The sequence below is a fragment of the Bacillus cereus group sp. MYBK195-1 genome (genome assembly GCF_051916605.1).
Taxonomy (GTDB): Bacteria; Bacillota; Bacilli; order Bacillales; family Bacillaceae_G; genus Bacillus_A; species Bacillus_A cereus.
The window spans coordinates 1,165,324-1,187,002 of the sequence record NZ_JBQAGZ010000002.1; the positions used below are offsets into that span (position 1 = coordinate 1,165,324).

The following is a 21,679-nucleotide window of genomic DNA, read 5'->3' on the forward strand; positions in this document are numbered from 1 at the left end:
GAAAGGAGACTACTTATGAAGAAGATGAAAAAATTAATTAAACTCATTGGTGTCATCACTATACTATTATTAATCGTAGCACTAATATTTCCTACATGGACCTCGCAAATAAAAGGAAAAAACAGTATAAGTACATTAGAGCAAGTAGAGTTAAATGGAAGTGGTCATGAAATTATGATACGCGGTAAAGATAAGAATAATCCGGTTATTATTTTTGTACATGGTGGACCAGGTACTTCAGAAATACCATATGCTCAAAAATACCAAAACTTATTGGAAGAAAATTTCACAGTTGTTAATTACGATCAAAGAGCGAGCGGGAAGTCGTATCATTTCTTTGAAGACTATTCGAATCTTACATCAGAACTTCTTGTAGTAGATTTATTAGCTTTGACAGATTATGTTTCAAAACGTCTAGGTAAAGAAAAAGTAATATTGGTTGGTCATTCTTACGGTACATATATTGGAATGCAAGCTGCCAATAAAGCTCCTGAAAAATATGAATCTTATGTTGGCATTGGGCAAATGAGTGATACAGTAGAAAGTGAAATGGATAGTTTAAACTATGTGATTGAACGGGCACAAAATGCTCGGAATACAGATGAGGTTTCCTATTTAAATGGGTTGACTGAAAAAATAAAAAATGGTGATACATATACTCCGAGAAATTATGTTGCGAAATATGGTGGAACATCAAGACTCATTGAAAACCCAGATGGTGATAACATCGGAATGTTACTCAGTAATGAATATAACTTGTTAGACGTAATTCGTTATAACGTTGGATTATCACATTCTCAAACGGTCTTATTAGAAAAGGATTTAAAGAATCCATTGCCTAATAAGGTGACTAAAATGAAGCTACCATTGTATTTCCTTATGGGGAAATATGATTATAACACTTCATTACATGCGGCAAAAACATATTTTAATACGATTGAAGCAGAGAAAAAAGAATTTATTACTTTTGAAAAATCCGCGCATTATCCGCAACTTGAAGAGAAAGAAAAATTTTATGAGTGGATGTGCGATACATTTGTAAAATAAATAAAGTGTATCCAAACTATAGAGAATTAAAAAAGTTGCGAGATATATCATTACAAAAAGCGAAGTTAAATAAAAAAGACACTTGTATAAAAACAAGTGTCTTTTTTATAATGTTCTCTATGCAGAAGGAAAAGGTTGGATAATGGTCGAAAAATATTAATTTAACTTCCAATAAATGACTAAAATAATACTATTTTGTCGAGAGAAAGGATACAAAGTATGAAAGAAATGCTACAGTTATTTCGCAACAAAGTGTATGCACGTTTTTTTCTAGCAAATATTTTAGAGCGACTTGGTTCTATGATAGCTGGAGTTTCTTTAATATTTTATTTGCTAGATCAATACGGAAAACAACCAGTTTATGCAACGATGACACAAATTATGATGGCATTACCTGCATTAATCTTTTTTCTATTAGTAGGGACAGTAGTAGATCGTTTTGATAGACAGCGTATATGCACGGTAAGTAACATATGTTGTTCGCTCTGTAATATCGGAATTCTAATTTCGCTTTATTACGGGATGATTATACTCGTCTTTATATTTTTATTTTTGGAAAATGCATGTATACAATTTTTCTCTCCATCAGAACAGTCGATGATACAGGGAGTAGTTGAATCAGACCAATACGGTGCAGCAGCAGGGATTAATCAAATGGTAAATAGTTTGTATGCTTTATTTGGTGTAGGAATTGCAACGATGGTGTACTGGACTTTTGGAATTTACGGGAGCATTTTAGTAAATATACTTACTTTTATTACGAGTGGTATTTTGATTCAAACAATCTCCATTCCAGAAAAAGTTCGTTTACCAAATGGTAGAACAAAATGGAAAGAAATTAATTTGAAGATGTTAATAACAGAGTTTAAAGAAGGGATTAGGTATATATACCAAAATGAAACTTTAAAAAATTACTTTTGGGATTTATCGTGTTTGGTTGATTATTTTTTGTTACGTGTTTATTCCAAGCTATTTTACTAAGTGGGAAAAAGCGAATTCAAGGTGTGGTTGAAGAGGTTTATTTTTTTCTGAATATTCTTTTTAAAGGGGTAATAGTTATGTTGATGCGAACTGCTAAGTGGTGTGGGATTACTTGTTTACAATTATTCACCGCAATTCTATGTATAATCTGTTTAGGTGCGCTCCCTCGATTATTTAAGGTAAGGGATTACAAATTGATTTAATTGGTTTTTGGAACACGATTGTGTTTATTGGAGGAAAGTTACTCCAACCTTGGGAAATTACATATGGATTTCGAGATTCAAGGAAATTATTTCCGCAAATATGGATTCATTATTTAGAGACAATGTTTGTATTTATTTCGGCATTTTTACTGTCATTACTTATTGCGTATGTTCTCGTTGTGTGGGTATTACAACGGTCTCAATCAAAGCAACGAATGTGGAATGGGATTTTTGTTGTACTTGAAAGCATCCCAGATATTTTAATAATTTTATTATCGCAACTTCTAGTCGTAATAATCTTTCAAAAGACAGGATTTATGCCAGTGAAACTAGCGGGGATTGGGGAGGAAAGGGCTCGCCTATTGCCAATAATATGTCTAACTTTGCCTACAACACTATTATTTATTAAGCTACTACTATTACGTTTCAGAGAAGAATTAGAGAAAGATTATAGTATATTTGCTAAAAGTAAAGGGCTTAGTTTACGACATATTTTAACAAATCATATTTCAAGAAATGTTTTGTTAACAACAATCTATTATGCAAAAACAAATATTTTATTTATGTTATCAAATTTATATATTATTGAATGGATATTTAATACGTACGGTATGTTTGTTTTTGTAAAAGAAAATTCGAAATTAGAAATATTTACAGTAAGTTTAATTATATTATACGTACCGCTTTTTATACTATTTCGTTTATTACATACGTTTTTACAAAATGTAATAAAGGAGCGTGTTTAGCATGTGGCAAGTTGTAAAAAGAGATGTGAGATTTTGGTTTGGTGTTACTTTTTTAAGCGTACTTATGATTGTTAGTATTGGAAATACTTTATTTTTCGATGGGAATATCCGTGAACTTACGATGATGTATAACGAAAAAGGAGAACTAGAGGCTGCTCCGTTTTCACCGTCGAATAAATTTTGGTTCGGTAGTGATGAGAAAGGACGCGATCTTTTCCAGCTAATAATAGAAGGAGCGAAATGGACAGTTGGTGCGAGCGTAATTATAGCGATTCTACGAGTTATAGTTGGAGGAGGTATTGGTTTACTTCTTGGTATGTATAGCAAACGTTCTTTTCCAGTTATAGCATCTTTTTTTGATCCATTCAGCATTGTACCTATGGTTATGATTTCTTTTTTTGTGTTAAAGGAAGTTTTAGTGTTTGAAAATGGGACAGTACCAGAGCCGTTTCATTTAAGGATAATATTTCAAATGGTTATCCTTACATGTTTAGCGCTACCAACAATTATGTTATATACAGCGCAGGAAGTCCGTCGGATAAAAAGAGAAGAATTTATGATGGCAGCAACTGTGCTTGGGGGCAGTAAATGGCATAGAGTGAAAAATCACGTATGGCCACACGTATTACCATCATTTTTTTTACTTGTTGCTCAACAATTTGTGAGTACTTTATTACTTCTCTTGCATCTTGGCTTGTTAGAGTTATTTTTTTGTGGAACAATTATCTTTGGTACAGAGGCAGATAGTGTAAAAAAAGAATGGACCGGCCTAATTGGTCAAAACTTCCGTCATTTAACTACTCATACATGGATTGTACTTATACCGATTGCTTTTTATAGTATGACAATTTTAGCTGGAAATCTAATTAGTAATAGCATGCAAGATGCGATTAAGTTAGGAAAGGTGAGAAAGCTAGAGAGGGAAAGTAAAGAATTACAAGTAGAGAAACAAGTACAACCAACTATGGATGACTTTTCTTTTTATAGAGAGATACAAAAATAAAAAAGATAGCTGAAGACAAATTGTTTTCAGCTATCTTTTTTCGTTTAAAGTGGAGGTAGATCAATCTTACCTTCTTCAAATAATTCTTTTATCATATGCTTCGTATAACCAGCGGCTTGACCAAATGTGATTTTTGCTGGCATTGGTGCTTCGTTAGCATCTACAACTACATCAATAATACACGGTTTATTTTGTTTTACTGCATTTTCGAAAGCGGGAAGGAGTTCATCTAAATTCTCAACACGGTATCCAATACCTCCACACGCCTCTGCATATTTTGCGAAATCTGGGTTCGTTAAGTCTGTTTCGAATTCGATATTACCCATGACTTCTTGCTCGAATTTAATCATCGCAATTTTATTATTGTTTAATACGACGACAACGATTGGTAATTTATATTTTACAGCTGTTACGAAGTCATTCATCGTCATTCCAAATCCACCATCACCACAAACTGCAAATACTTGTTTATCCGGGAAAGCAATTTTTCCAGCAAGTGCACCAGGTAAACCGCAGCCAAGTGTTGCGAGCCAGCTAGAAATGATAAATTGTTGGTTTGTCATACGGAAGTGTCTTGCGGTCCATACTGTTACATTTCCAACATCGACTGATAGAATTGCGTCATCATGTGCTACTTGCTGCAGAGCATGCATAACGCGTTGTGGTTTAATTGGAATGGAAGAGTCTTCTTCTTGATCGTGTAATTTATCTTCCCACTTTTTCATCATTTCTTGGTGCTGTTCTAAGAAGGAATGATCTGTGTGTTCTTCAACATTTTCAATTAACCATCGTAATGTTTTATCAGCATCACCAGCTAAACCAATATCTGTCGCATAACGTTTCCCAATTTGGGCAGGATCTGTATCGATATGAATTGTTTTTGCTTTTTCAGGTAAGAAGCCGGTGAACGGATAAGAAGTACCGACCATAATTAAAGTATCTGCATGCTTCATTGCTTCATAAGAAGGTTTCGTTCCAATTAATCCTAATCCACCGATACAAAGAGGATGCTCATCAGGAATAATTCCTTTAGCAGGTAATGTAAGTACGATTGGAGCACCAATATGTTCTGCTAATGCAAGTAAAGATTCTCTCGCATGTTTTGTTCCTTTTCCAGCTAAAATCACAGGCTTTTTCGCTTCATTTATTGCGAGTTTCGCTGCATCTAAATCTTCTTTTTGTGGAAATAATTCAGGCAAAGTAAAAGAAGTATTTGTAACACGGGCACCATTTTTCACTTCGAATTTTGGGACATCATCTGGAATAGTAAGAACGGATACACCTTTTTTCGTATAAGCCATTCGAATTGCTTGATTCACTACGGCAGGTAGTTGCTCTGCTGACATAATACGCTGGTTATAAACCGCAACATCATCAAACATTCTTTCTAAATTTACTTCTTGGAAAAAGTCCGTTCCAAGTAAATCGGTTTCTACTTGACCTGAAATTGCTAGAACAGGGGCTTTATCGAGTTTCGCATCATATAAACCATTTAATAAATGAATAGCACCAGGTCCTGCAATTGCCATACAAACGCCAAGTTTTCCTGTTAATTTCGCATAGGCGGCCGCTGCTAATGCACCAGCTTCTTCATGGCGAACTTGAATGAATTTAATTTTATCTTGTTTTTTTCTTAAAGCTTCAATGATAGAATTGATGGAATCTCCAGGCATACCGTATATGTGTTCTACTCCCCAATCAATTAATAAATCAACTAATGCTTCACCTGCTGTTTTCCCAAACATAATTGTTCCTCCTTATAATAGGTAGATAACATTATGTTTTGAATAAAAAGGAAAAATATACAAGTAAGAAATTTATCTAGTTATTTGTAATCCAAGAATCAGTGTGGGAGGAACAAAAGTTTCACTTTAGCAACTTTAATGATGACCAGCGAATAAAGTGAACAATGTTATTAGTAAAAAACCACTAGTTGCCCACATTAGAAATGTAAGGAAAGAGAGCTGTTTCTTAGCTTTCCAAAGCATTTCATGAATTGTGACATATCCAAGTGAACCAATAGCACTTCCCATAATGAGGCCTTGCAGGTGAAGAGCTTTTCCTTCCATCAAAATGCCAAAAACTGTGCCAGTACCGAGAATAAGAGAAAGTAATAAAGTCGTTAATAAAAAGGAAATATATTTATGTTTTGTAAAAAGAAATGGAATAATTAAAGCTAATCCTTCTGGAATATGGTGAACGACGATTGCTATTAAAAAGGGAATGGCAGAGTCATTATGATTTATAAAAGCTGTACCTAACGCAAATCCACTAGGTATATTATGAATAAATATAGCGAAAGAGAGAAAAAGGAAGGTTTGCCATGCTTGTTGATCTTTTTTATGTATCATTGGATGGTGACAATAGTTATCTAATAAGCTCATAACTAAAATACCGATAGCTATACCAAGTATAGGCCCAATCATTTCGTAGCTTGAAAATGTTTCAGGAATAATTTCAAGTGATAATAATCCGAATAAAATACCACCACATAATGCGTATAAACGCTGCATCTTTTCTTCAATGAGTTGGCGTGTTGCTACTCCAACAGCACCTCCTAATAGTAATCCACCGAACGAAAAAAATGTTACAATCATTGGAATCCATAAACGTTCCATAGTATCACACTCCGATTCTATTCCCTTATTTTTAGCTTACGAAAAGGAAAGTTAGATTAGTCCAAGTAATTGTGTTTGATTATAGAGAAAAAAGTAGTGATTCGTTATAATTTATATATTAATTTTAAGTGAGAAAATGAAAAGGGGAATTGGTTATGCAACAAATTAAAAAAATAGGAAACTCATTTTGGTATATGACACCTGTTTCTGAAACAGATAGACCTATCTTAGGAATGGTCGTTGGACAAGAAAAAACGTTAATGATTGATGCAGGAAATTCAGAAGAACATGCACAATTATTTTTAGAAATGTTAAAAGAACAAAATATATCGAATCCTTATTTTGTAGCATTAACGCATTGGCATTGGGATCATATTTTTGGATTATCTGTATTACAGAATGCATTAACTATTTCGCACGCTGAAACGAAAAAAGAAATGCAGGCAATAGTATCTTATGAATGGACAGATGAAGCGTTGGACGCACGCGTAAAAGAGGGTACTGAAATTGCATTTTGTGCGGATTGTATCAAGAAAGAGTTTGAAGAAAAAGCGAGAAATATTAACATTATTCCTCCAACCTTAACGTTCCAGGATCAAATGGAATTAGACCTTGGTGAAGTGACATGCGTGTTAAAACATGTGGGCGGAGATCATGCGCATGATTCAGTTGTTATGTATATAAAAGAAGAAAAGATATTGTTTGTAGGAGATTGTATATATGCAGATATTTTTTCTTCAAAGTGGAACTATACGACGAAAAGAACGTTTAAATTGATAGATGAATTAGAGAAATTTGATGCTGAGACATATATTCTTTCTCATGGGACAGCTATAAATCGAGACGAGTTTTTACAAGAAATTCATTTGATAAAAACAGTAGGAACATATACAGAAGCTCATAAAGGCGATGAAGAGAAGATAAAGGCAGCGTATAAACAAGAGCTAGATAGAGAATTAAATGCAGATGAGTTAGAAACAATAACGTATTTTGTCAATGGTTATGAAATGAATAATCTGTAAGACACTACATTAATCAAATATAATTAAATTGCACAAAAAGAGTATTGAAATTTAATTCAATACTCTTTTTAATAGTTAAATATCTAGTTACAACCAATTTCTAAAATTGGGGCTCGTTATCTGAAGTTATATCACTTTATAGGGGTTCAGATAGAAGCTTTCTTTGCTAATTCAGTAATATATTCAAAGAAAACATCATGTTTTACATCATAAACGACATTTACAGGTCGTCCATCAGTAGTTTCTTCTGTACGTCCTTGGCTTGGTCCGTATGTATGAACGATACTATTAATCGTTTCAGTTTTTGCAAGGCTAGTGTTTCCGACAAAAGCGGTAGTTAGTACATCCCATAAATAGTAAGTAGAGTTCGTTGAGAAGTGAACGAGAGGAGGGACCATTGCATAGCATTGACCAAGGAAATCCATACCAATATACTTTCGCTCTTTTGCCCACTGTTCACGTATGTTTATAGTTAACGGAACTTGGTTTGTACTTTCTAGTGTCACTAAGTCGATTTTAATTTTTGCATCCCATACACGAGCCACTGCTTCAGGGTCCCAAAACGAATTCCACTCAGCTGTTCCATCATGCTCTGGTTCATGTACATTGCCAGCTTTAAGAAATGTACCACCCATCCAAACGAGGCGTTCAATTTTATCTTCGATTATGGGAGCTTCATATAATGCACGAGCAAGGTCAGTTAGGGGCCCAGTAAATAATAAAGTTGTTTTTCCTTCCGTTTGTAGAAGCGTTTCTATTAAATGATGATGCGCGGGTTTTGCCACCACGGGTGTTACAATTTTTCCAGACTCATTTAAAATTGGTAGAGCATCTACATAAAATGCATGCATCCGCCAGTCTTTCGGAAACGGGTTTTGCCCGCGAGAGTTTGAAGCGGCTACGGCAATATTACCTTTGCCGAAGCGATCGATAATTTTACGACTGGCAGACATTGCGGGTTCTAAATAGCAGTCTGCTGGGATAACAGATACACCGATAAGCTCAACGTTTTCCATTTGAAGTAATAAAAATAATGAAATTAAATCATCTACACCGCCATCATGATTGAAGTACACTTTTTTCTTCATTGTAATCTCCATCCTATATGATTTAGTTAGAAATTAAATATGAATTGAGGAAAAGTCATCAATAATTTCCACCACTTCAATTTCTCCATTAATCAGTAGCTCAGGAAGATCATTTCTAATATTTCCTTCCCAATACTCTCTAGCTTGTTCGATTTTTTGAGAAAAAGGAATTCCATCTTCTTTCGGTAAAAGATTCCCGTCACCTTCAAAATAATTTCCGATCACTCGTAGTTTAACAATCTGTAAAACTTCTCGATTGTAAGAATCAAATAGCGCTCTCCATTTCAAAGCATCTTCATAGCTTTTTGAAGCGTATAAACAAGATAACCTGGAAGGGGTATTCAGGGAATTATTGTAGTCTAACCATTTCTACAATTGTTTCTCTAACTGCTCTAATTGTTTGATCCATATAACTCATAACTACTTTAGTATTTTCATTATTTATATGTAATTCGTTATTTTTATAGTGTTTATTTAAAATTTGTATGCCATCTTCACCACTAGCATTTAATTGTTCTCTTTCAAAAAAGAAGTGATATAGAGTATTGTGTTAATTTTTGTTAAAAGGAATGATTTGTCCGATATGCATTTTTTTCCTTGTTACGATGTGATATGCGTAAAATTCTGCTTCATTCATGGTTATCCTCCTAGTAATAGTATAATGCAATGTTAAATTTAGTAATTCAACATTGCGATATATATATCCTCTATAAGTAAAAGTGAGAATTTGAGTAGAAAGGAAAAAATGAAAACGTTTTAAATTTTTTCACAAAATGTTCACTTACGAAGGGGTTTCCAATGTCGATATAATGACAAAGACTCAAAGAGAAAGGATGATGAAATTTGCCAACAACAAGAAAGGAAAACCTCCAATTTGGCATGATGATGTGCCTTGGGATGGTTATCGTAATGACGTTTTACAATTTACTAATGAATGAAACAGGAGGACCAATTTATATTAAAGAGATTGCATTAGAACTATTAATTGGCTTTATTATTGCAACAACTGTATTTTTGTTAAAGAAAGAAGAGAAAATAACGGATTTAAAGAGTGTGAAAAAAATATATTTAGTAGCTGGTGCACTTGGTGGGTTAATCATTTGTGCAGAAACAGTAGCGATACATGCAATGGGAGTTACAGTAACAGCGGGAACACTTATGGTTGCTCAATTATTAACAGCAACTTTTATTGAGATGAAAGGATTATTTCAAATGAAAAAGATACAGATGGAGAGATATCATATTGTGGGAACAATAATAATGATTATAGGTATTGTTGTATTTAATATGTAAATGAAAGGAGAAATGAATATGGAGGATAGATCAGGTTTAATTACGCATTATTTGAAAACCAATAAAACGCTCGAGGTTTTTTCAGAAATAGATACAGCTTATTTTCAATTAAATCACTTTGAAAAAGGCGAGCTCATTTGCAATATAGATGACGAAATGGATCGTTTATATTTTGTTGTTAAAGGTAAAGTAAAAGTTTATACGATTACACCTGAAGGGAAGAAACTAATTCTTCGCTTTATCAATCCATTGGCCATTGTTGGTGATATTGAACTAATTCAAAATAGCAAAGCACATAATGTCGTTGAGGCTTGTTCAGATGTTGTAGCAATCTCTATTTCTAATACGGTTATTAGAAACAAGTTATTACATGATCCTATATTTATAAAGTTCTTGCTTGAAAACATTGCGAACACGTTAAAAATATCGACTCGTTTTACTGCTCTTAATTTACTTTATCCTGTAGAAGTACGTGTAGCTAGTTATTTGCTTTCAATTTCAACAGATAGTAACGGGAATATGTATAAAGGGGATTTGGATGCAACTTCAGTAACGAGTATTGCAGATTTTATAGGGGTAAGTTATAGGCACGTAATTCGGGTATTACAAAGATTTTATAATGAAAAGCTAATTGAAAAGAGTAATGGAGTTATTGTAATTAAAGATTTTTCTAGAATGAAGGAAGTCGCTAAAGATAATATATATGAGCAATGAAAGGGAGAGGAAGATTTTGATTGGATTTAGTTTAGCTATATTAGCAGGAATATTAATTAGCGTACAATCTGTTTTTAATGCAAAAGTAAATGAAAATGTAGGACAGTGGTTAACGACTACATGTGTCCTTGGAATAGGTCTCATTAGTTCTATTCTATTTTATATCATTACAGAAAACAGTATTAACATTAAAGTGTATACTGCAAATTATTTGTTTTATGTAAGTGGACTGTTTGGTATCGGGTTAATTATTTGTATAATGGGTGCAATAAAGAGTCTAGGTCCAGCATATACGGTGCTAATTAGTCTTATTACTCAATTGGTCGTTGCGTTATGCATTGATACATTTGGATTATTTGGAATGGAGAGTATTCCATTACAAGTAAATAAATTAGTTGGTATAGGTTTATTAATTGTGGGAGTAGGAATTTTTAAAAATCTATTTTTGAATAAGAAAGCTATTAAAATAACTGAAGATGAGATTTAAAGAATATAAAGGAAATGTGTTAATGTTCAGATTATATATTTATGCAGTAGGGAATGCTTTTCTTATATGCCCTGTTTGTGAAAGGTTTGTATCTATTTAATAAAAAAACGTGAGTTAGCAATTAGCATAGTTGAAAGGAAAACATCGATATGTCGAGGTCTTCTTTATTTATTGTTTTGAGATTATAAGAATTTAAGTATAGGATTATGAGAAGTGTTTTTAGATAAGGAGAATATGACTGGAAATTAAAATATTACTAAATATACGTAACTAATGAATACAATGTCTTTTTCAGTTATTAAGTTGTAAATCATTTTATGATAAAATCTTTTACATAATTTAATAAAGGGGTAGTATTCAATGGGTTATTTCTCAAATGGTTTATTAGTTTTGTTTGTGCTAATCGTATGCAGTTGTATATTTTTTGGTTGATAATATAATGAGAGTCTTATATAAAAGAAGTTATCTTAAGTGAGATAACTTCTTTTTATTTTATATTGAGAAGGAATTCTATCTTTCTTATTGAAGTTTGTTCTAGTTATTTTTACATCGATCACATTTGTGTAATGGGAATTTTATGAAATATAAACAAGCCAGAGAATAGGGAGTATTTACATGGAAAATAGTATACGCTACACAAGTGAACATCCTACAGATTTTAATGGATTATTATCCTTATACGAATCTTTAGAATGGAATTCTCTTAAATTAACTGTTAACGAGTTAGAACGAATGTGTAAGCAAAGTTGGTATGCAATTTATGTTTTTGATGATAAGAGGTTAGTAGGGATGGGGCGTGTCATATCAGATGGAGTCATAACAGGCATTATTTGTGGAGTTGGTGTATTGCCAAAATATCAGTCTAGTGGCATCGGAAAAGAAATAGTGGAACGATTAATCCAGCACTGTGAACAAAACAAGGTTATTCCACAACTTATGTGTGTAGAAAAATTGCAATCTTACTATGAATCTATAGGGTTTGAGGCATTCTCTATTGGTATGACAAAACATATTATAAGATAGAGGAGCTTTATCACGCTATTTGCCGGGCAGTAAAACCCCCACTGATTAAAGTTTCACTTTATATTTTCAGTTTACTCGTACATATTTTTAAACTTTAATATAAAGGAGAATGGCTGTATGGAGATCGCTAAAGGGATAGAAATGTTACAACTTGAATTTCAAGAATTTGTTATTCATCCAATTCTTTTATGGGATGATGAAATGGCAGTATTAATAGATACGGGTTTCCCAGGACAAATTGAAGATATACAAGTAGAGATGGAAAAGGTTGGGGTATCATTTGATAAGTTAAAAGTCGTGATTTTGACGCATCAGGATATTGATCATATAGGTAGTCTTCCGGAGTTGTTGCAGCGCTGTCGAAGTAATATTAAAGTTTATGCGCACGAACTAGATAAGCCATATATCGAGGGGGATTTACCTTTATTGAAGGACGGAAATGTAGAGAACCGCCCAAAAGGAAAAGTGAGTGATACTGTGATTGACGGGCAAGAACTTCCGTATTGCGGTGGAATACTAATTCTTCATACTCCAGGGCATACTCCGGGTCATATTAGTTTATATTTGAAACAAAGCAAAATTCTTATTGCAGGAGACTCTATGTATAGTGTGAATGGGATGTTAGGAGGAATTCACGCCCCAACAACTATAAATATTAAGGAAGCAAAGCAGTCTTTGAAGAAGTATTTAAATTTACATATTGAATCTGTAGTTTGTTACCATGGGGGATTAAGTAAGGAGAATATAAATGTTCAACTTCAAAATTTGTAAAGTTAAAATGGAGTTTTTTGTTAAGTGACGTTGAAGTATAATCTGATTATTAGTATATAAATAAATTATAAAAGAGCATGTTTGAAAAAATTAAACATGCTCTTTTATTAAAGTAAATCAGTTTAATATGAATGACCTAACCCATTCCAATAAAAAGAAACGATTTCTTGTGCTAATTCATCTATATTTGCCAGAATAGGATTGTGATTTTCATCTTTAAAATTCCCAATTGATAATAAAGATACGAAAGCATGAGCCACAAATTTAGCGTTTCCTTTCGGAATTTCTCCCATGTGCATCGCAGTATCGAGTGCTTTTTCTAGCACTTCATACATATTATTTTCAGCGTTTTTTAATTCCTTCAATTGTTCTTCAGATAACGACATTTTAGCATCTTTCATAAAATTTTTCATATCAATATCCATCGTTGCGTGTAAGTAAACTTTGGCGAAGTCTAATAATCTTTCTTCTAAAGTTTTGTTTGTAGAGAGTATTTGAGACATATTCTCTCGTATACGTATCATCATTTGGGTCATAGTAGCGGTAAATAAATCGGCTTTTGTTGAATAGTAATAGTAGACGGTTGCTTTCGTAACACCACAAACTTTTGCGACTTCACCCATAGAAACGACTTGATAATTTTGTGTAAGAAATAAGCGAGTTGCCACTTCTAAAATGGTTTCTTTTGTAGATTTTGTATTTTTATTTTGCCGTGGCCTTCCGAGAGGACGTTGTTTTTGTTCCAAATCCATTCGCTCCTGACATTTATTCTTGAGATAATTATAACATAATTTTCAATCATTCTTGATTAATTAACCTACCAGTATATATAATTAATAATGAAGGAAAAAAGGAAGGTGGGTTTTTATGAAAAAGCACCCGTTACATATGTTAGGGAGGCTTGTAGCAGGAAAAAATACGCAATGGATCACTTTATCGGTATGGGTTCTTATTACATTATTACTTTCATTTACGTTACCACAAGTAAACAGTACGAAAGAACCGAATCCAAAAAATTTACCTGAAACAGCTATGTCACAGCAAGCGGAAGCGCTTATGAAAAAAGAGTTTCCGAATAATGCAGGGAATCCGTTGTTAGTAGTATGGTATAGAGATGGTGGATTACAGTCACAGGATTATAAACTCATACAAGACGTTTATAAAGAGTTAAAAGCTAGTCCTTTAAAAGAACAATCAACGTTACCGCCATTTGATACAATTCCAGAGCAAGTATTATCAAAAAGTGCATCAAAAGATGGTACATCATTTGTTACACCGGTATTCTTTAATAAATCTGCTGGTACGGATATATTAAAAGGAAATCTTGAAGAGTTTAGAAAAATAGTGAATAGTAAGGTGGATGAAGATCCATTTAAACAAAAAATAAGTGAATCTGGTTTACATGTTCGATTATCTGGACCTGTAGGTATTCAAACGGATGCAGTTAGTTTATTTAGTCAAGCAGATGTGAAATTGTTAGTGGCTACTGTACTACTAGTGTTAGTTTTGTTAATTTTACTGTATCGTTCACCAATTTTAGCGATTTTACCTATACTTGTTGTTGGCTTTGCATACGGTATTATTAGTCCTACACTCGGTTTTTTAGCTGATCACGGATGGATTAAAGTAGATGCCCAAGCGATATCAATTATGACAGTATTATTGTTTGGTGCTGGAACGGACTATTGTCTATTTTTAATTTCGAGATATAGAGAGTACTTGTTAGAAGAAGAAAGTAAATATAAAGCATTGCAACTTGCGATTAAAGCTTCTGGCGGTGCAATAATAATGAGTGCGTTAACTGTTGTACTTGGATTAGGAACATTATTACTTGCTCATTATGGTGCCTTTCATCGATTTGCAGTACCATTTAGTGTTGCTGTATTTATAATGGGAATCGCAGCTTTAACGATTTTACCAGCACTATTATTAATTTTCGGTAGAATTGCATTTTTCCCGTTTATACCGAGAACAACTTCAATGAATGAGGAGTTTGCAAGAAAGAAAAAGAGGGCTGTAAAAGTTGAAAAATCAAAAGGCTCCTTTAGTAAAAAACTTGGAGATGTAGTAGTCCGAAGACCGTGGACAATAATTATGCTAACTGTGTTTGTATTAGGTGGATTGGCTTCGTTCGTACCACGTATTCAATACACATATGACTTATTAGAATCGTTTCCAAAGGATATGCCTTCTCGTGAAGGGTTTACGTTAATTAGTGATCATTTCTCAGCTGGTGAACTAGCACCAGTAAAAGTGGTTGTTGATACGAAAGGAAAAGAGCTTCCTATTAAACAAGAACTAGAGAAATTTTCTTTCGTAAATACAGTGAAAGAGCCAAAAGAGGGAAAAGAAAATAAGAAAATACAAATGTATGAAGTTTCTTTAGCGGAAAATCCATACTCAATTGAAGCGTTAGATCAAATTCCTAAATTGAAAAGTAATGTAGAAAAAGTATTAAAAGATGCTGGGATTAGTAATGCTGAAGAGCAATTGTGGATTGGTGGAGAAACAGCTTCATTATATGATACAAAGCAAATTACTGAACGTGATGAATCAGTAATTATTCCAGTAATGATTAGCATTATCGCTTTACTATTACTTGTTTATTTACAATCGGTTGTTGCGATGATTTATTTAATTGTAACTGTCGTTTTATCATTCTTCTCAGCGTTAGGAGCAGGATGGATATTACTTCATTACGGTATGGGATCGCCGGCCATTCAAGGTGCGATACCGTTGTACGCATTCGTATTTTTAGTTGCTTTAGGTGAAGATTATAATATCTTTATGGTTTCAGAAATATGGAAAAACAGAAAGACACAAAATCACTTGGATGCAGTAAAAAATGGTGTAATACAAACAGGTAGTGTTATTACATCGGCAGGTTTAATTTTAGCAGGAACTTTTGCAGTGTTAGGCACACTTCCAATTCAAGTATTAGTTCAATTTGGCATTGTAACTGCAATTGGCGTATTACTAGATACGTTTATCGTAAGACCGTTACTTGTACCCGCAATTACAGTTGTGTTAGGCCGATTTGCTTTTTGGCCAGGTAAACTTTCAAGAAAGAGTGAAGAAATACAAAAGGTGGATGCCTAGTTAAAAAAGCCAAGGATATTTTCCTTGGCTTTTTTCAATGTAGTTAATTAATTTTTCGAAGTCAAATCATCAGCTGCAGCGTGATCAGCATCTTCAATTGTTGTTTCGGGCATTCCGTATAAGCCGTTCATTGCTTGTTCTTCGATAGTAAGGTTTGCAGTATTATTATTTTGAATAGATGTAGTGTTTTCAGTAACATTTTCTTTTTTATTCATATTTTTGTTATTCATGTATGTATCCTCCAAATTTTATTTGATTTATCTATAGTATGTGGATGGATTTCCAGAAATATGTGAATTGATTCTTACATATGTTATATAATTAAATAAATAATTAGGGTGAATTGTAAACTGTTAGGAGTGAACAATTATGGTGAAAGCAAGGGAATTAGCCTTCTAAAATAAAAAGAAAATTTTAGGAGGCTATTAGAATGAAGTTTCATGTAATTGATAGAGAAGATTGGAATAGAGAGCAGTATTTTGAGCATTATTTAAAGTTGAAATGTACATTTAGTATGACTGTTAATGTTGATATCACGATGTTATTAGAGGAAGTATATAAAAAGGGAATAAAATTTTATCCCGTTTTTATATATTTAATTTCTAGAGTAGTAAATAATCATAAAAAATTTCGAACATGTTTTAACGATGAAGGAGTTTTAGGCTATTGGGAGGAAATGATACCGAGTTATACGATCTTTCATAAAGATGATAAGTCTTTTTCAAGTATATGGACGGATTATTCAAGGGATTTCCGCACTTTCTATAAGAATTATGAAGACGATATGAGATGCTATGCTAGTGTTCATGGTTTTTTCACGAAAGAAAATATTCCGCCTAATGTATTTCCAATTTCTAGTATACCTTGGACTAGTTTTACTGGATTTAATCTTAATATTAATAATGATGAAAATTTTCTATTGCCAATTATAACTTGTGGGAAATATTTTAACGAAGGAAACAAGGTTATGCTACCAGTTTCATTGCAAGTACATCATTCGGTTTGTGATGGATATGATGCGAGTCAATTTATAGAAGATTTACAGCAGTTAAGTAATACTTGCAACGAGTGGCTTAAGTAATATCTAATTTTTAATTATATAAAGTGAAACTTTAATCAGTGGGGTGTCAGCCCCCGCTGATTATTAGCCCGACCCCCACCTAACTTCTTTGCTTTCGCTGAATTTTGAGGTGGGGGTCTTACTACCTGGAAAATAGCGGGATAAAATTGAAAATGAATAAAAGAAGAGAACATGTTTACATTACATGGTCTCTTCTTTTATTCATTAATACTAAGTGATTGTGGAAAATATAGGGTGATTTGTAGTTTAATAGAAAAGAGAGTGATTAGTATTAATTTTCTTTGTTTTTAAAAGAATAAGGATATAAATGTTTTAACAGGGGGGGGAATAAAGTGAAATTCATAAGCATTGAAAAAGATGAGATCTTAATTGGGGATATGGCAAAATTGTATTGTAAAGTATTTGAGAAAACAAATTTCAATGAAATGATCGAACGAATGAATAGGCATATAGAATATACAGGTTTTAAAGGTATAGTAGCAATAAATGATGAAAATGAAGTAGTTGGCTTTACTTATGGTTATCGCTCAATGGAGGGACAGTACTATAATCAATTAATGAGAGAAGCGTTACATCTAGAGCAAGTAGACGAATGGTTACAAGATTGTTTTGAATTTGTAGAGTTAGCAGTTCACCCACAATATCAAAATGAAGGTCTTGGAACGAAATTACATAATAAATTACTAGAAGGGCTTTCAAATAGAACGAGTGTTTTAACAACACAAGTAAACAATGAAAAAGCACGTTCGTTATATGAAAGATTAGATTGGGTAAATGTATTGGAGTCATTTCATCCAAGTACAAATGATACTCCATATGTAATAATGGGAAAAGCATTAAAAATAAAAGTGAATTGATAATTATAGCATTCACAACAGTTGTCGGTTTGTAATAATGAAGGGGAAAACAACAATGATATCTATAGAAAAAGCTACAATTTTAGATGCTGAGAAATTAACAGAAATAATGAAAAGAACATTTGATGCAGAAGCAAAACAATGGCTATATGGACAAGATGATGTCATTGATTATAACATTCAACCACCAGGATATTCTTCAGTTGAAATGATGGAATATTCCATTGAAGAATTGGATTCTTTCAAAGTTGTAATGGATAAAGAAATAATTGGAGGGATAATAGTTACGATTTCTGGTAAGTCGTACGGTCGAATTGATCGTATTTTTGTAGATCCTGTTTATCAAGGAAAAGGAATTGGATCACATGTTATGAAATTAATAGAAAAGGAATATCCAAACATAAAGATTTGGGATCTCGAAACATCTAGTAGACAAATTAATAATCATCACTTTTATAAAAAGATGGGCTACCAAATGATTTTTGAATCGGAAGATGAGTATTGTTACGTGAAAAGAATAAAAACAAGCTCAAACAAAGCGAGTGTAGTTACAAATAAAGATATGAAAAATAGTCAATACGAAAACTGTAATTTAGCAAATACAGGGTATTATCAAGTGAATTTAAAAAACAGTTCATTTGTTGGTAGCAATATAATGAATACGAATATGAGTAATTGCAATGTAAGTCAATCAAAGTTTAGAAATATAAATTTTAGAAGGTCATCATATGCAGATTTAAATCTTTCTGGCAGTAAATTTAATTTGGTGACTTTAGGTGGAGTACAATTCAAAAATACAAGTCTCGGAGATGAGAAGGAACCTATTTTATTCGATAAATGTGACTTGGAAGGTAGCACCATAAGTAACAGTAATCTGAAAAATATTGAAATAGAAAATTGTAATATAGTCGGGATGAAACTAAATGGTATTCCAATTGAAAATTTACTTGATTTATATAACGAGGTGAAAAGTTAACCAAATCCATATTTGTTAATCTTTTTGGAAAATAAGTGTTATATCGAAATAATTATGTAAAAATGACATAAAGAAATACGAGTGAGAAGGTCATTCATACATGTTTCTAGAATACACACAAACAAATATATTGTTATTTATATGGAGGAGAGAAAGATGGGGATCAACGTTAGAGCAGTAGAAATACAAGATGCTAGAGCAATTCATCGTATATGTATACAGGATGACGTTTTACCGTATATGGTTTTCCTACCTAGCATGCGTGTAGAAGCTATGGAAAATAGAATTCGAAATTTAGCACAAAATCAATTTGAATTTGTTGCAGAATATGATGGAGAAGTTGTTGGGTTTGTAGGTTTAACACAAAGTCCGGGCCGAAGATCTCATTCAGGCGATCTATTCATTGGGGTAGACAGTGAATATCATAATAAAGGAATTGGGAAAGTACTTCTTACGAAGATGCTTGATCTGGCTGATAATTGGTTAATGTTAGAGAGAGTAGAACTAGGTGTGTTAGAAACGAATCCAAAAGCAAAAGCTTTATATGAAAAATTTGGATTTGTAGAAGAGGGAGTAAAGATAGGGAATTTGAAAGCTCACGGAAAGTTTATTAATGAAATTATGATGAGTCGTTTTAGACCGAATGGTTTAATTGTACATAATGAATAGTTAAAAGCATGACAGTATACTGTCATGCTTTTTCATTAGAATTTGGCTGTAATAAAAATAATGCTAAACCAATAAAAATAACGGTAATTCCTAGTCCTTGTTGTAAAGAAATAGTCTCATGTAATATAAAGTACGCTAGCACACAAGTGCCAATTGTTTCACCTAAAATACTCATTGAAATTACAGTAGCACTCATCCATTTTAATAACCAATTAAAAATGGTTTGTCCTAAAATTGTAGCAATGAAAGCTAATCCAATAAAACACAACCAAGTTTGTGTAGAGTAATGGATGAAAGATTCTTGTTGCGTAAAAGCAAATATGCCAAGAAAGCCAGCACTACTTCCATAACTAATTACCGAATAGAGTATAAGTGACAAATCTTTACGAACGTGTTGGCTAATGAAAAAATAAGCAGTAATAATACCGGCAGCGATAAATGCTAAAATATCTCCATATAAAGCTTCTCCACTAATTTGGAAATCTTGCCAGCCAATGATGATACTACCTGAAATAGCGATGAGGCAACCAATAACCGCTCCTTTCGTAAATCTCTCCTTAAATAAAAAATAACCACCAATCATTGAGAACAAAGGTTGTAACGTTACGATAACTGTAGAGCTTGCTACAGAAGTATATTGTAATGATTCAAACCATAGTACATAATGTGCAGCTAAAAATAGCCCAGATACGAATCCAAGTGCCCATTGTTTTTTCGGTAAAGTTATTAGCTCATTTCGACTATTTTTATTAAATAGTAATAACGGTAACAGGATTAGTGTGGCAAAGAATAATCGGTAAAAAGCAATGATTGTCGCAGGAGCATCTGCCAATTTTACAAAAATTGCTGAAGTTGATAAGGCGAATACACCAAAAAATAAGATGAAATATGAAAGAATAGGTGATTTCAAAGTTTGTTCCTCCGATAGAATGTTTATTATAATAAACTTAATGCGATATAATGTACAAAAGTAAGTATATAAGTCCCGGAGATAATAGGAAAGGATTATTTGCCTTTGTTTAGTATGTCAGCACAAAGACAATGAAATATGCATTATGATGGACGAAAGGAAGTTTTACTATGATACATGATAGGCTTGGACAAACAGTATTAAGTTATCGTAAGAAAAATAATATGACAATTCGTGAATTCGCTGAGTATGCAGGGATTAGTACATCACTAATTAGCCAAATTGAAAGAGGACATGCTAATCCTTCTTTAAATGTTTTGGAGTTAATTGCAAAAGCATTAAATGTACCGCTGTTTACACTTTTTATTAATGATATTGATACAGATTCGCTCATTTCTAAGAAAAAAGATCGAAAAAAAGTATATCGGGAAAACAATGATCACATTGTATATGATGTATTAACACCTGATTTTATGAAAGCACGTATTGAAATGTTAATGATGGATTTAAATAAACAAGCAAACACAACAGAAAGCCATTATTCCCATGAAGATAAGGAAGAGATTGCTGTTATTATGAAAGGGGAAGTGTACGTGGAATTGGAGGGAAAAGAATATTTTTTAGAAGAAGGCGATGTTGTACGTATTCCACCGAATGTGAAGCATCGATTTTTGAATAAAAGTGATGAATCGAATCACATTTTATTTGTACTGACACCATCTTTAGGATGAAAATATAGTGATTTTTATTAGGGGAGAAAGAAAATGGAAAACAAAAGTATTTTAAAAGGCGGCCTTTCAATTATTTCTCAATGCAAAAAAGAAACAAATGATATTTGGCATGCGCATTTTGGAGCAGCTACAATTGCTAGTTATTTTAATCATATAAAGAGAGCTCCAAATTATAAAGATATAACATTAGAAAAATTCCGGTATGTTATTCATTCTTAATGAACGTCAATAATCTGTAAAAGGAAGCTTAATCTAGTTTCTTTTTTTGTTAGTAGTATATTATTTTTTCAAATATGTAAGATTTTACATGCGTATTTTACTTTTACTAATTATGTAAGTAGGCTATACTGAAATACATAC

General features: G+C 32.7%; 21 protein-coding genes and 3 pseudogenes. 17 read left to right on the top strand and 7 right to left on the bottom strand.

Annotated features, from left to right (window positions below):
• Positions 1–15: 15 nt before the first annotated feature.
• The 4 genes and pseudogenes from ACTFRY_RS15650 to ACTFRY_RS15665 all read left to right on the top strand — a co-directional run bounded on the left by ACTFRY_RS15650 (position 16) and on the right by ACTFRY_RS15665 (position 3,980).
• Positions 16–1,047, top strand: a complete 1,032-nt coding sequence (locus ACTFRY_RS15650; RefSeq protein ID WP_000738324.1) for an alpha/beta fold hydrolase — start codon at positions 16–18, stop codon at positions 1,045–1,047.
• A 219-nt stretch (positions 1,048–1,266) separates the two neighbouring features.
• Positions 1,267–1,985: pseudogene (locus ACTFRY_RS15655) on the top strand (MFS transporter); the annotation flags it as partial.
• Positions 1,986–2,105: 120 nt separating this feature from the next.
• Positions 2,106–2,977, top strand: a pseudogene (locus ACTFRY_RS15660) (ABC transporter permease subunit).
• Position 2,978: 1 nt separating this feature from the next.
• Positions 2,979–3,980, top strand: coding sequence for an ABC transporter permease subunit (locus tag ACTFRY_RS15665; RefSeq protein WP_440032357.1), 1,002 nt, complete (start codon positions 2,979–2,981; stop codon positions 3,978–3,980).
• 44 nt (positions 3,981–4,024) lie between these two features.
• Here ACTFRY_RS15665 and ACTFRY_RS15670 read toward each other — a convergent pair whose 3' ends face one another.
• Complete coding sequence (locus ACTFRY_RS15670) at positions 4,025–5,725, bottom strand: pyruvate oxidase (protein WP_000467235.1); 1,701 nt, start codon at positions 5,723–5,725, stop codon at positions 4,025–4,027.
• Between the two features lie 135 nt (positions 5,726–5,860).
• Positions 5,861–6,598 carry a ZIP family metal transporter gene (locus tag ACTFRY_RS15675; protein WP_000440633.1) on the bottom strand — a complete coding sequence of 246 codons (738 nt, stop codon included), beginning with the start codon at positions 6,596–6,598 and terminating at the stop codon, positions 5,861–5,863.
• A gap of 155 nt (positions 6,599–6,753) precedes the next feature.
• Between ACTFRY_RS15675 and ACTFRY_RS15680 the strand changes: the two genes are divergently transcribed.
• The gene (locus ACTFRY_RS15680) at positions 6,754–7,620 is read left to right on the top strand and encodes an MBL fold metallo-hydrolase (protein ID WP_098616763.1); all 867 of its coding nucleotides are present in this window, start codon (positions 6,754–6,756) and stop codon (positions 7,618–7,620) included.
• Positions 7,621–7,766: 146 nt separating this feature from the next.
• Here ACTFRY_RS15680 and ACTFRY_RS15685 read toward each other — a convergent pair whose 3' ends face one another.
• Positions 7,767–8,720, bottom strand: coding sequence for a nucleoside hydrolase (locus ACTFRY_RS15685; protein WP_141541477.1), 954 nt, complete (start codon positions 8,718–8,720; stop codon positions 7,767–7,769).
• Positions 8,721–8,741: 21 nt separating this feature from the next.
• Positions 8,742–9,345, bottom strand: a pseudogene (locus tag ACTFRY_RS15690) (DUF2441 domain-containing protein).
• 206 nt (positions 9,346–9,551) lie between these two features.
• On the opposite strand from ACTFRY_RS15690, the gene ACTFRY_RS15695 reads away from it, so the two are divergent.
• The 5 genes from ACTFRY_RS15695 (at position 9,552) to ACTFRY_RS15715 (ending at position 12,996) form a co-directional block, all read left to right on the top strand.
• Positions 9,552–10,001 (top strand): DMT family transporter, encoded by a 450-nt coding sequence (locus tag ACTFRY_RS15695; RefSeq protein WP_098616765.1) that lies wholly within the window; start codon positions 9,552–9,554, stop codon positions 9,999–10,001.
• A gap of 18 nt (positions 10,002–10,019) precedes the next feature.
• The gene (locus ACTFRY_RS15700) at positions 10,020–10,715 is read left to right on the top strand and encodes a Crp/Fnr family transcriptional regulator (RefSeq protein WP_000390202.1); all 696 of its coding nucleotides are present in this window, start codon (positions 10,020–10,022) and stop codon (positions 10,713–10,715) included.
• A 16-nt stretch (positions 10,716–10,731) separates the two neighbouring features.
• On the top strand, positions 10,732–11,202 hold the full coding sequence (locus ACTFRY_RS15705; protein WP_000579022.1) for a DMT family transporter: 471 nt from the start codon (positions 10,732–10,734) through the stop codon (positions 11,200–11,202).
• A gap of 615 nt (positions 11,203–11,817) precedes the next feature.
• Complete coding sequence (locus tag ACTFRY_RS15710; RefSeq protein ID WP_000431733.1) at positions 11,818–12,225, top strand: GNAT family N-acetyltransferase; 408 nt, start codon at positions 11,818–11,820, stop codon at positions 12,223–12,225.
• Between the two features lie 117 nt (positions 12,226–12,342).
• Positions 12,343–12,996, top strand: a complete 654-nt coding sequence (locus ACTFRY_RS15715) for an MBL fold metallo-hydrolase (RefSeq protein ID WP_003311938.1) — start codon at positions 12,343–12,345, stop codon at positions 12,994–12,996.
• 122 nt (positions 12,997–13,118) lie between these two features.
• Here the strand turns inward: ACTFRY_RS15715 and ACTFRY_RS15720 are convergent, their stop codons facing one another.
• Positions 13,119–13,742, bottom strand: a complete 624-nt coding sequence (locus ACTFRY_RS15720; protein WP_000436044.1) for a TetR/AcrR family transcriptional regulator — start codon at positions 13,740–13,742, stop codon at positions 13,119–13,121.
• 121 nt (positions 13,743–13,863) lie between these two features.
• Here ACTFRY_RS15720 and ACTFRY_RS15725 point away from each other — a divergent pair, with 121 nt between their 5' ends.
• Positions 13,864–16,095 carry an MMPL family transporter gene (locus ACTFRY_RS15725; protein WP_098616766.1) on the top strand — a complete coding sequence of 744 codons (2,232 nt, stop codon included), beginning with the start codon at positions 13,864–13,866 and terminating at the stop codon, positions 16,093–16,095.
• A gap of 47 nt (positions 16,096–16,142) precedes the next feature.
• On the opposite strand, the gene ACTFRY_RS15730 is transcribed toward ACTFRY_RS15725, so the two are convergent.
• Complete coding sequence (locus tag ACTFRY_RS15730; RefSeq protein WP_001060657.1) at positions 16,143–16,325, bottom strand: DUF4021 domain-containing protein; 183 nt, start codon at positions 16,323–16,325, stop codon at positions 16,143–16,145.
• Positions 16,326–16,525: 200 nt separating this feature from the next.
• Here ACTFRY_RS15730 and catA point away from each other — a divergent pair, with 200 nt between their 5' ends.
• The 4 genes from catA to ACTFRY_RS15750 all read left to right on the top strand — a co-directional run bounded on the left by catA (position 16,526) and on the right by ACTFRY_RS15750 (position 19,678).
• Complete coding sequence (catA, locus tag ACTFRY_RS15735; RefSeq protein WP_000668529.1) at positions 16,526–17,176, top strand: type A chloramphenicol O-acetyltransferase; 651 nt, start codon at positions 16,526–16,528, stop codon at positions 17,174–17,176.
• 332 nt (positions 17,177–17,508) lie between these two features.
• A complete protein-coding gene (locus ACTFRY_RS15740; protein ID WP_000668805.1) occupies positions 17,509–18,033 on the top strand; it encodes a GNAT family N-acetyltransferase in 525 nt (174 codons plus the stop codon).
• Between the two features lie 37 nt (positions 18,034–18,070).
• Positions 18,071–19,009: a GNAT family N-acetyltransferase gene (locus tag ACTFRY_RS15745; RefSeq protein ID WP_001999770.1), complete on the top strand. Its 939-nt coding sequence runs from the start codon at positions 18,071–18,073 to the stop codon at positions 19,007–19,009.
• A 156-nt stretch (positions 19,010–19,165) separates the two neighbouring features.
• Positions 19,166–19,678 carry a GNAT family N-acetyltransferase gene (locus ACTFRY_RS15750; RefSeq protein WP_000512622.1) on the top strand — a complete coding sequence of 171 codons (513 nt, stop codon included), beginning with the start codon at positions 19,166–19,168 and terminating at the stop codon, positions 19,676–19,678.
• Between the two features lie 22 nt (positions 19,679–19,700).
• Here ACTFRY_RS15750 and ACTFRY_RS15755 read toward each other — a convergent pair whose 3' ends face one another.
• Positions 19,701–20,588: a DMT family transporter gene (locus tag ACTFRY_RS15755; RefSeq protein WP_000841807.1), complete on the bottom strand. Its 888-nt coding sequence runs from the start codon at positions 20,586–20,588 to the stop codon at positions 19,701–19,703.
• Between the two features lie 170 nt (positions 20,589–20,758).
• On the opposite strand from ACTFRY_RS15755, the gene ACTFRY_RS15760 reads away from it, so the two are divergent.
• Together ACTFRY_RS15760 and ACTFRY_RS15765 are read left to right on the top strand one after the other, a co-directional pair.
• Positions 20,759–21,319, top strand: a complete 561-nt coding sequence (locus ACTFRY_RS15760) for a helix-turn-helix domain-containing protein (protein ID WP_000581041.1) — start codon at positions 20,759–20,761, stop codon at positions 21,317–21,319.
• Between the two features lie 33 nt (positions 21,320–21,352).
• Positions 21,353–21,538 (top strand): hypothetical protein, encoded by a 186-nt coding sequence (locus tag ACTFRY_RS15765; RefSeq protein ID WP_000428905.1) that lies wholly within the window; start codon positions 21,353–21,355, stop codon positions 21,536–21,538.
• The last annotated feature ends 141 nt before the right edge of the window (positions 21,539–21,679 follow it).

What these genes read in the sequence shown, in the direction of transcription:
- ACTFRY_RS15650 (WP_000738324.1), top strand. Translation starts at nt 16, where the DNA reads ATGAAGAAGATGAAAAAATTAATTAAACTCATTGGTGTCATCACTATA.
- ACTFRY_RS15665 (WP_440032357.1), top strand. Translation starts at nt 2,979, where the DNA reads ATGTGGCAAGTTGTAAAAAGAGATGTGAGATTTTGGTTTGGTGTTACT.
- ACTFRY_RS15670 (WP_000467235.1), bottom strand. Translation starts at nt 5,725, where the DNA reads ATGTTTGGGAAAACAGCAGGTGAAGCATTAGTTGATTTATTAATTGAT.
- ACTFRY_RS15675 (WP_000440633.1), bottom strand. Translation starts at nt 6,598, where the DNA reads ATGGAACGTTTATGGATTCCAATGATTGTAACATTTTTTTCGTTCGGT.
- ACTFRY_RS15680 (WP_098616763.1), top strand. Translation starts at nt 6,754, where the DNA reads ATGCAACAAATTAAAAAAATAGGAAACTCATTTTGGTATATGACACCT.
- ACTFRY_RS15685 (WP_141541477.1), bottom strand. Translation starts at nt 8,720, where the DNA reads ATGGAGATTACAATGAAGAAAAAAGTGTACTTCAATCATGATGGCGGT.
- ACTFRY_RS15700 (WP_000390202.1), top strand. Translation starts at nt 10,020, where the DNA reads ATGGAGGATAGATCAGGTTTAATTACGCATTATTTGAAAACCAATAAA.
- ACTFRY_RS15710 (WP_000431733.1), top strand. Translation starts at nt 11,818, where the DNA reads ATGGAAAATAGTATACGCTACACAAGTGAACATCCTACAGATTTTAAT.
- ACTFRY_RS15715 (WP_003311938.1), top strand. Translation starts at nt 12,343, where the DNA reads ATGGAGATCGCTAAAGGGATAGAAATGTTACAACTTGAATTTCAAGAA.
- ACTFRY_RS15725 (WP_098616766.1), top strand. Translation starts at nt 13,864, where the DNA reads ATGAAAAAGCACCCGTTACATATGTTAGGGAGGCTTGTAGCAGGAAAA.
- ACTFRY_RS15730 (WP_001060657.1), bottom strand. Translation starts at nt 16,325, where the DNA reads ATGAATAACAAAAATATGAATAAAAAAGAAAATGTTACTGAAAACACT.
- catA (WP_000668529.1), top strand. Translation starts at nt 16,526, where the DNA reads ATGAAGTTTCATGTAATTGATAGAGAAGATTGGAATAGAGAGCAGTAT.
- ACTFRY_RS15745 (WP_001999770.1), top strand. Translation starts at nt 18,071, where the DNA reads ATGAAGGGGAAAACAACAATGATATCTATAGAAAAAGCTACAATTTTA.
- ACTFRY_RS15750 (WP_000512622.1), top strand. Translation starts at nt 19,166, where the DNA reads ATGGGGATCAACGTTAGAGCAGTAGAAATACAAGATGCTAGAGCAATT.
- ACTFRY_RS15760 (WP_000581041.1), top strand. Translation starts at nt 20,759, where the DNA reads ATGATACATGATAGGCTTGGACAAACAGTATTAAGTTATCGTAAGAAA.
- ACTFRY_RS15765 (WP_000428905.1), top strand. Translation starts at nt 21,353, where the DNA reads ATGGAAAACAAAAGTATTTTAAAAGGCGGCCTTTCAATTATTTCTCAA.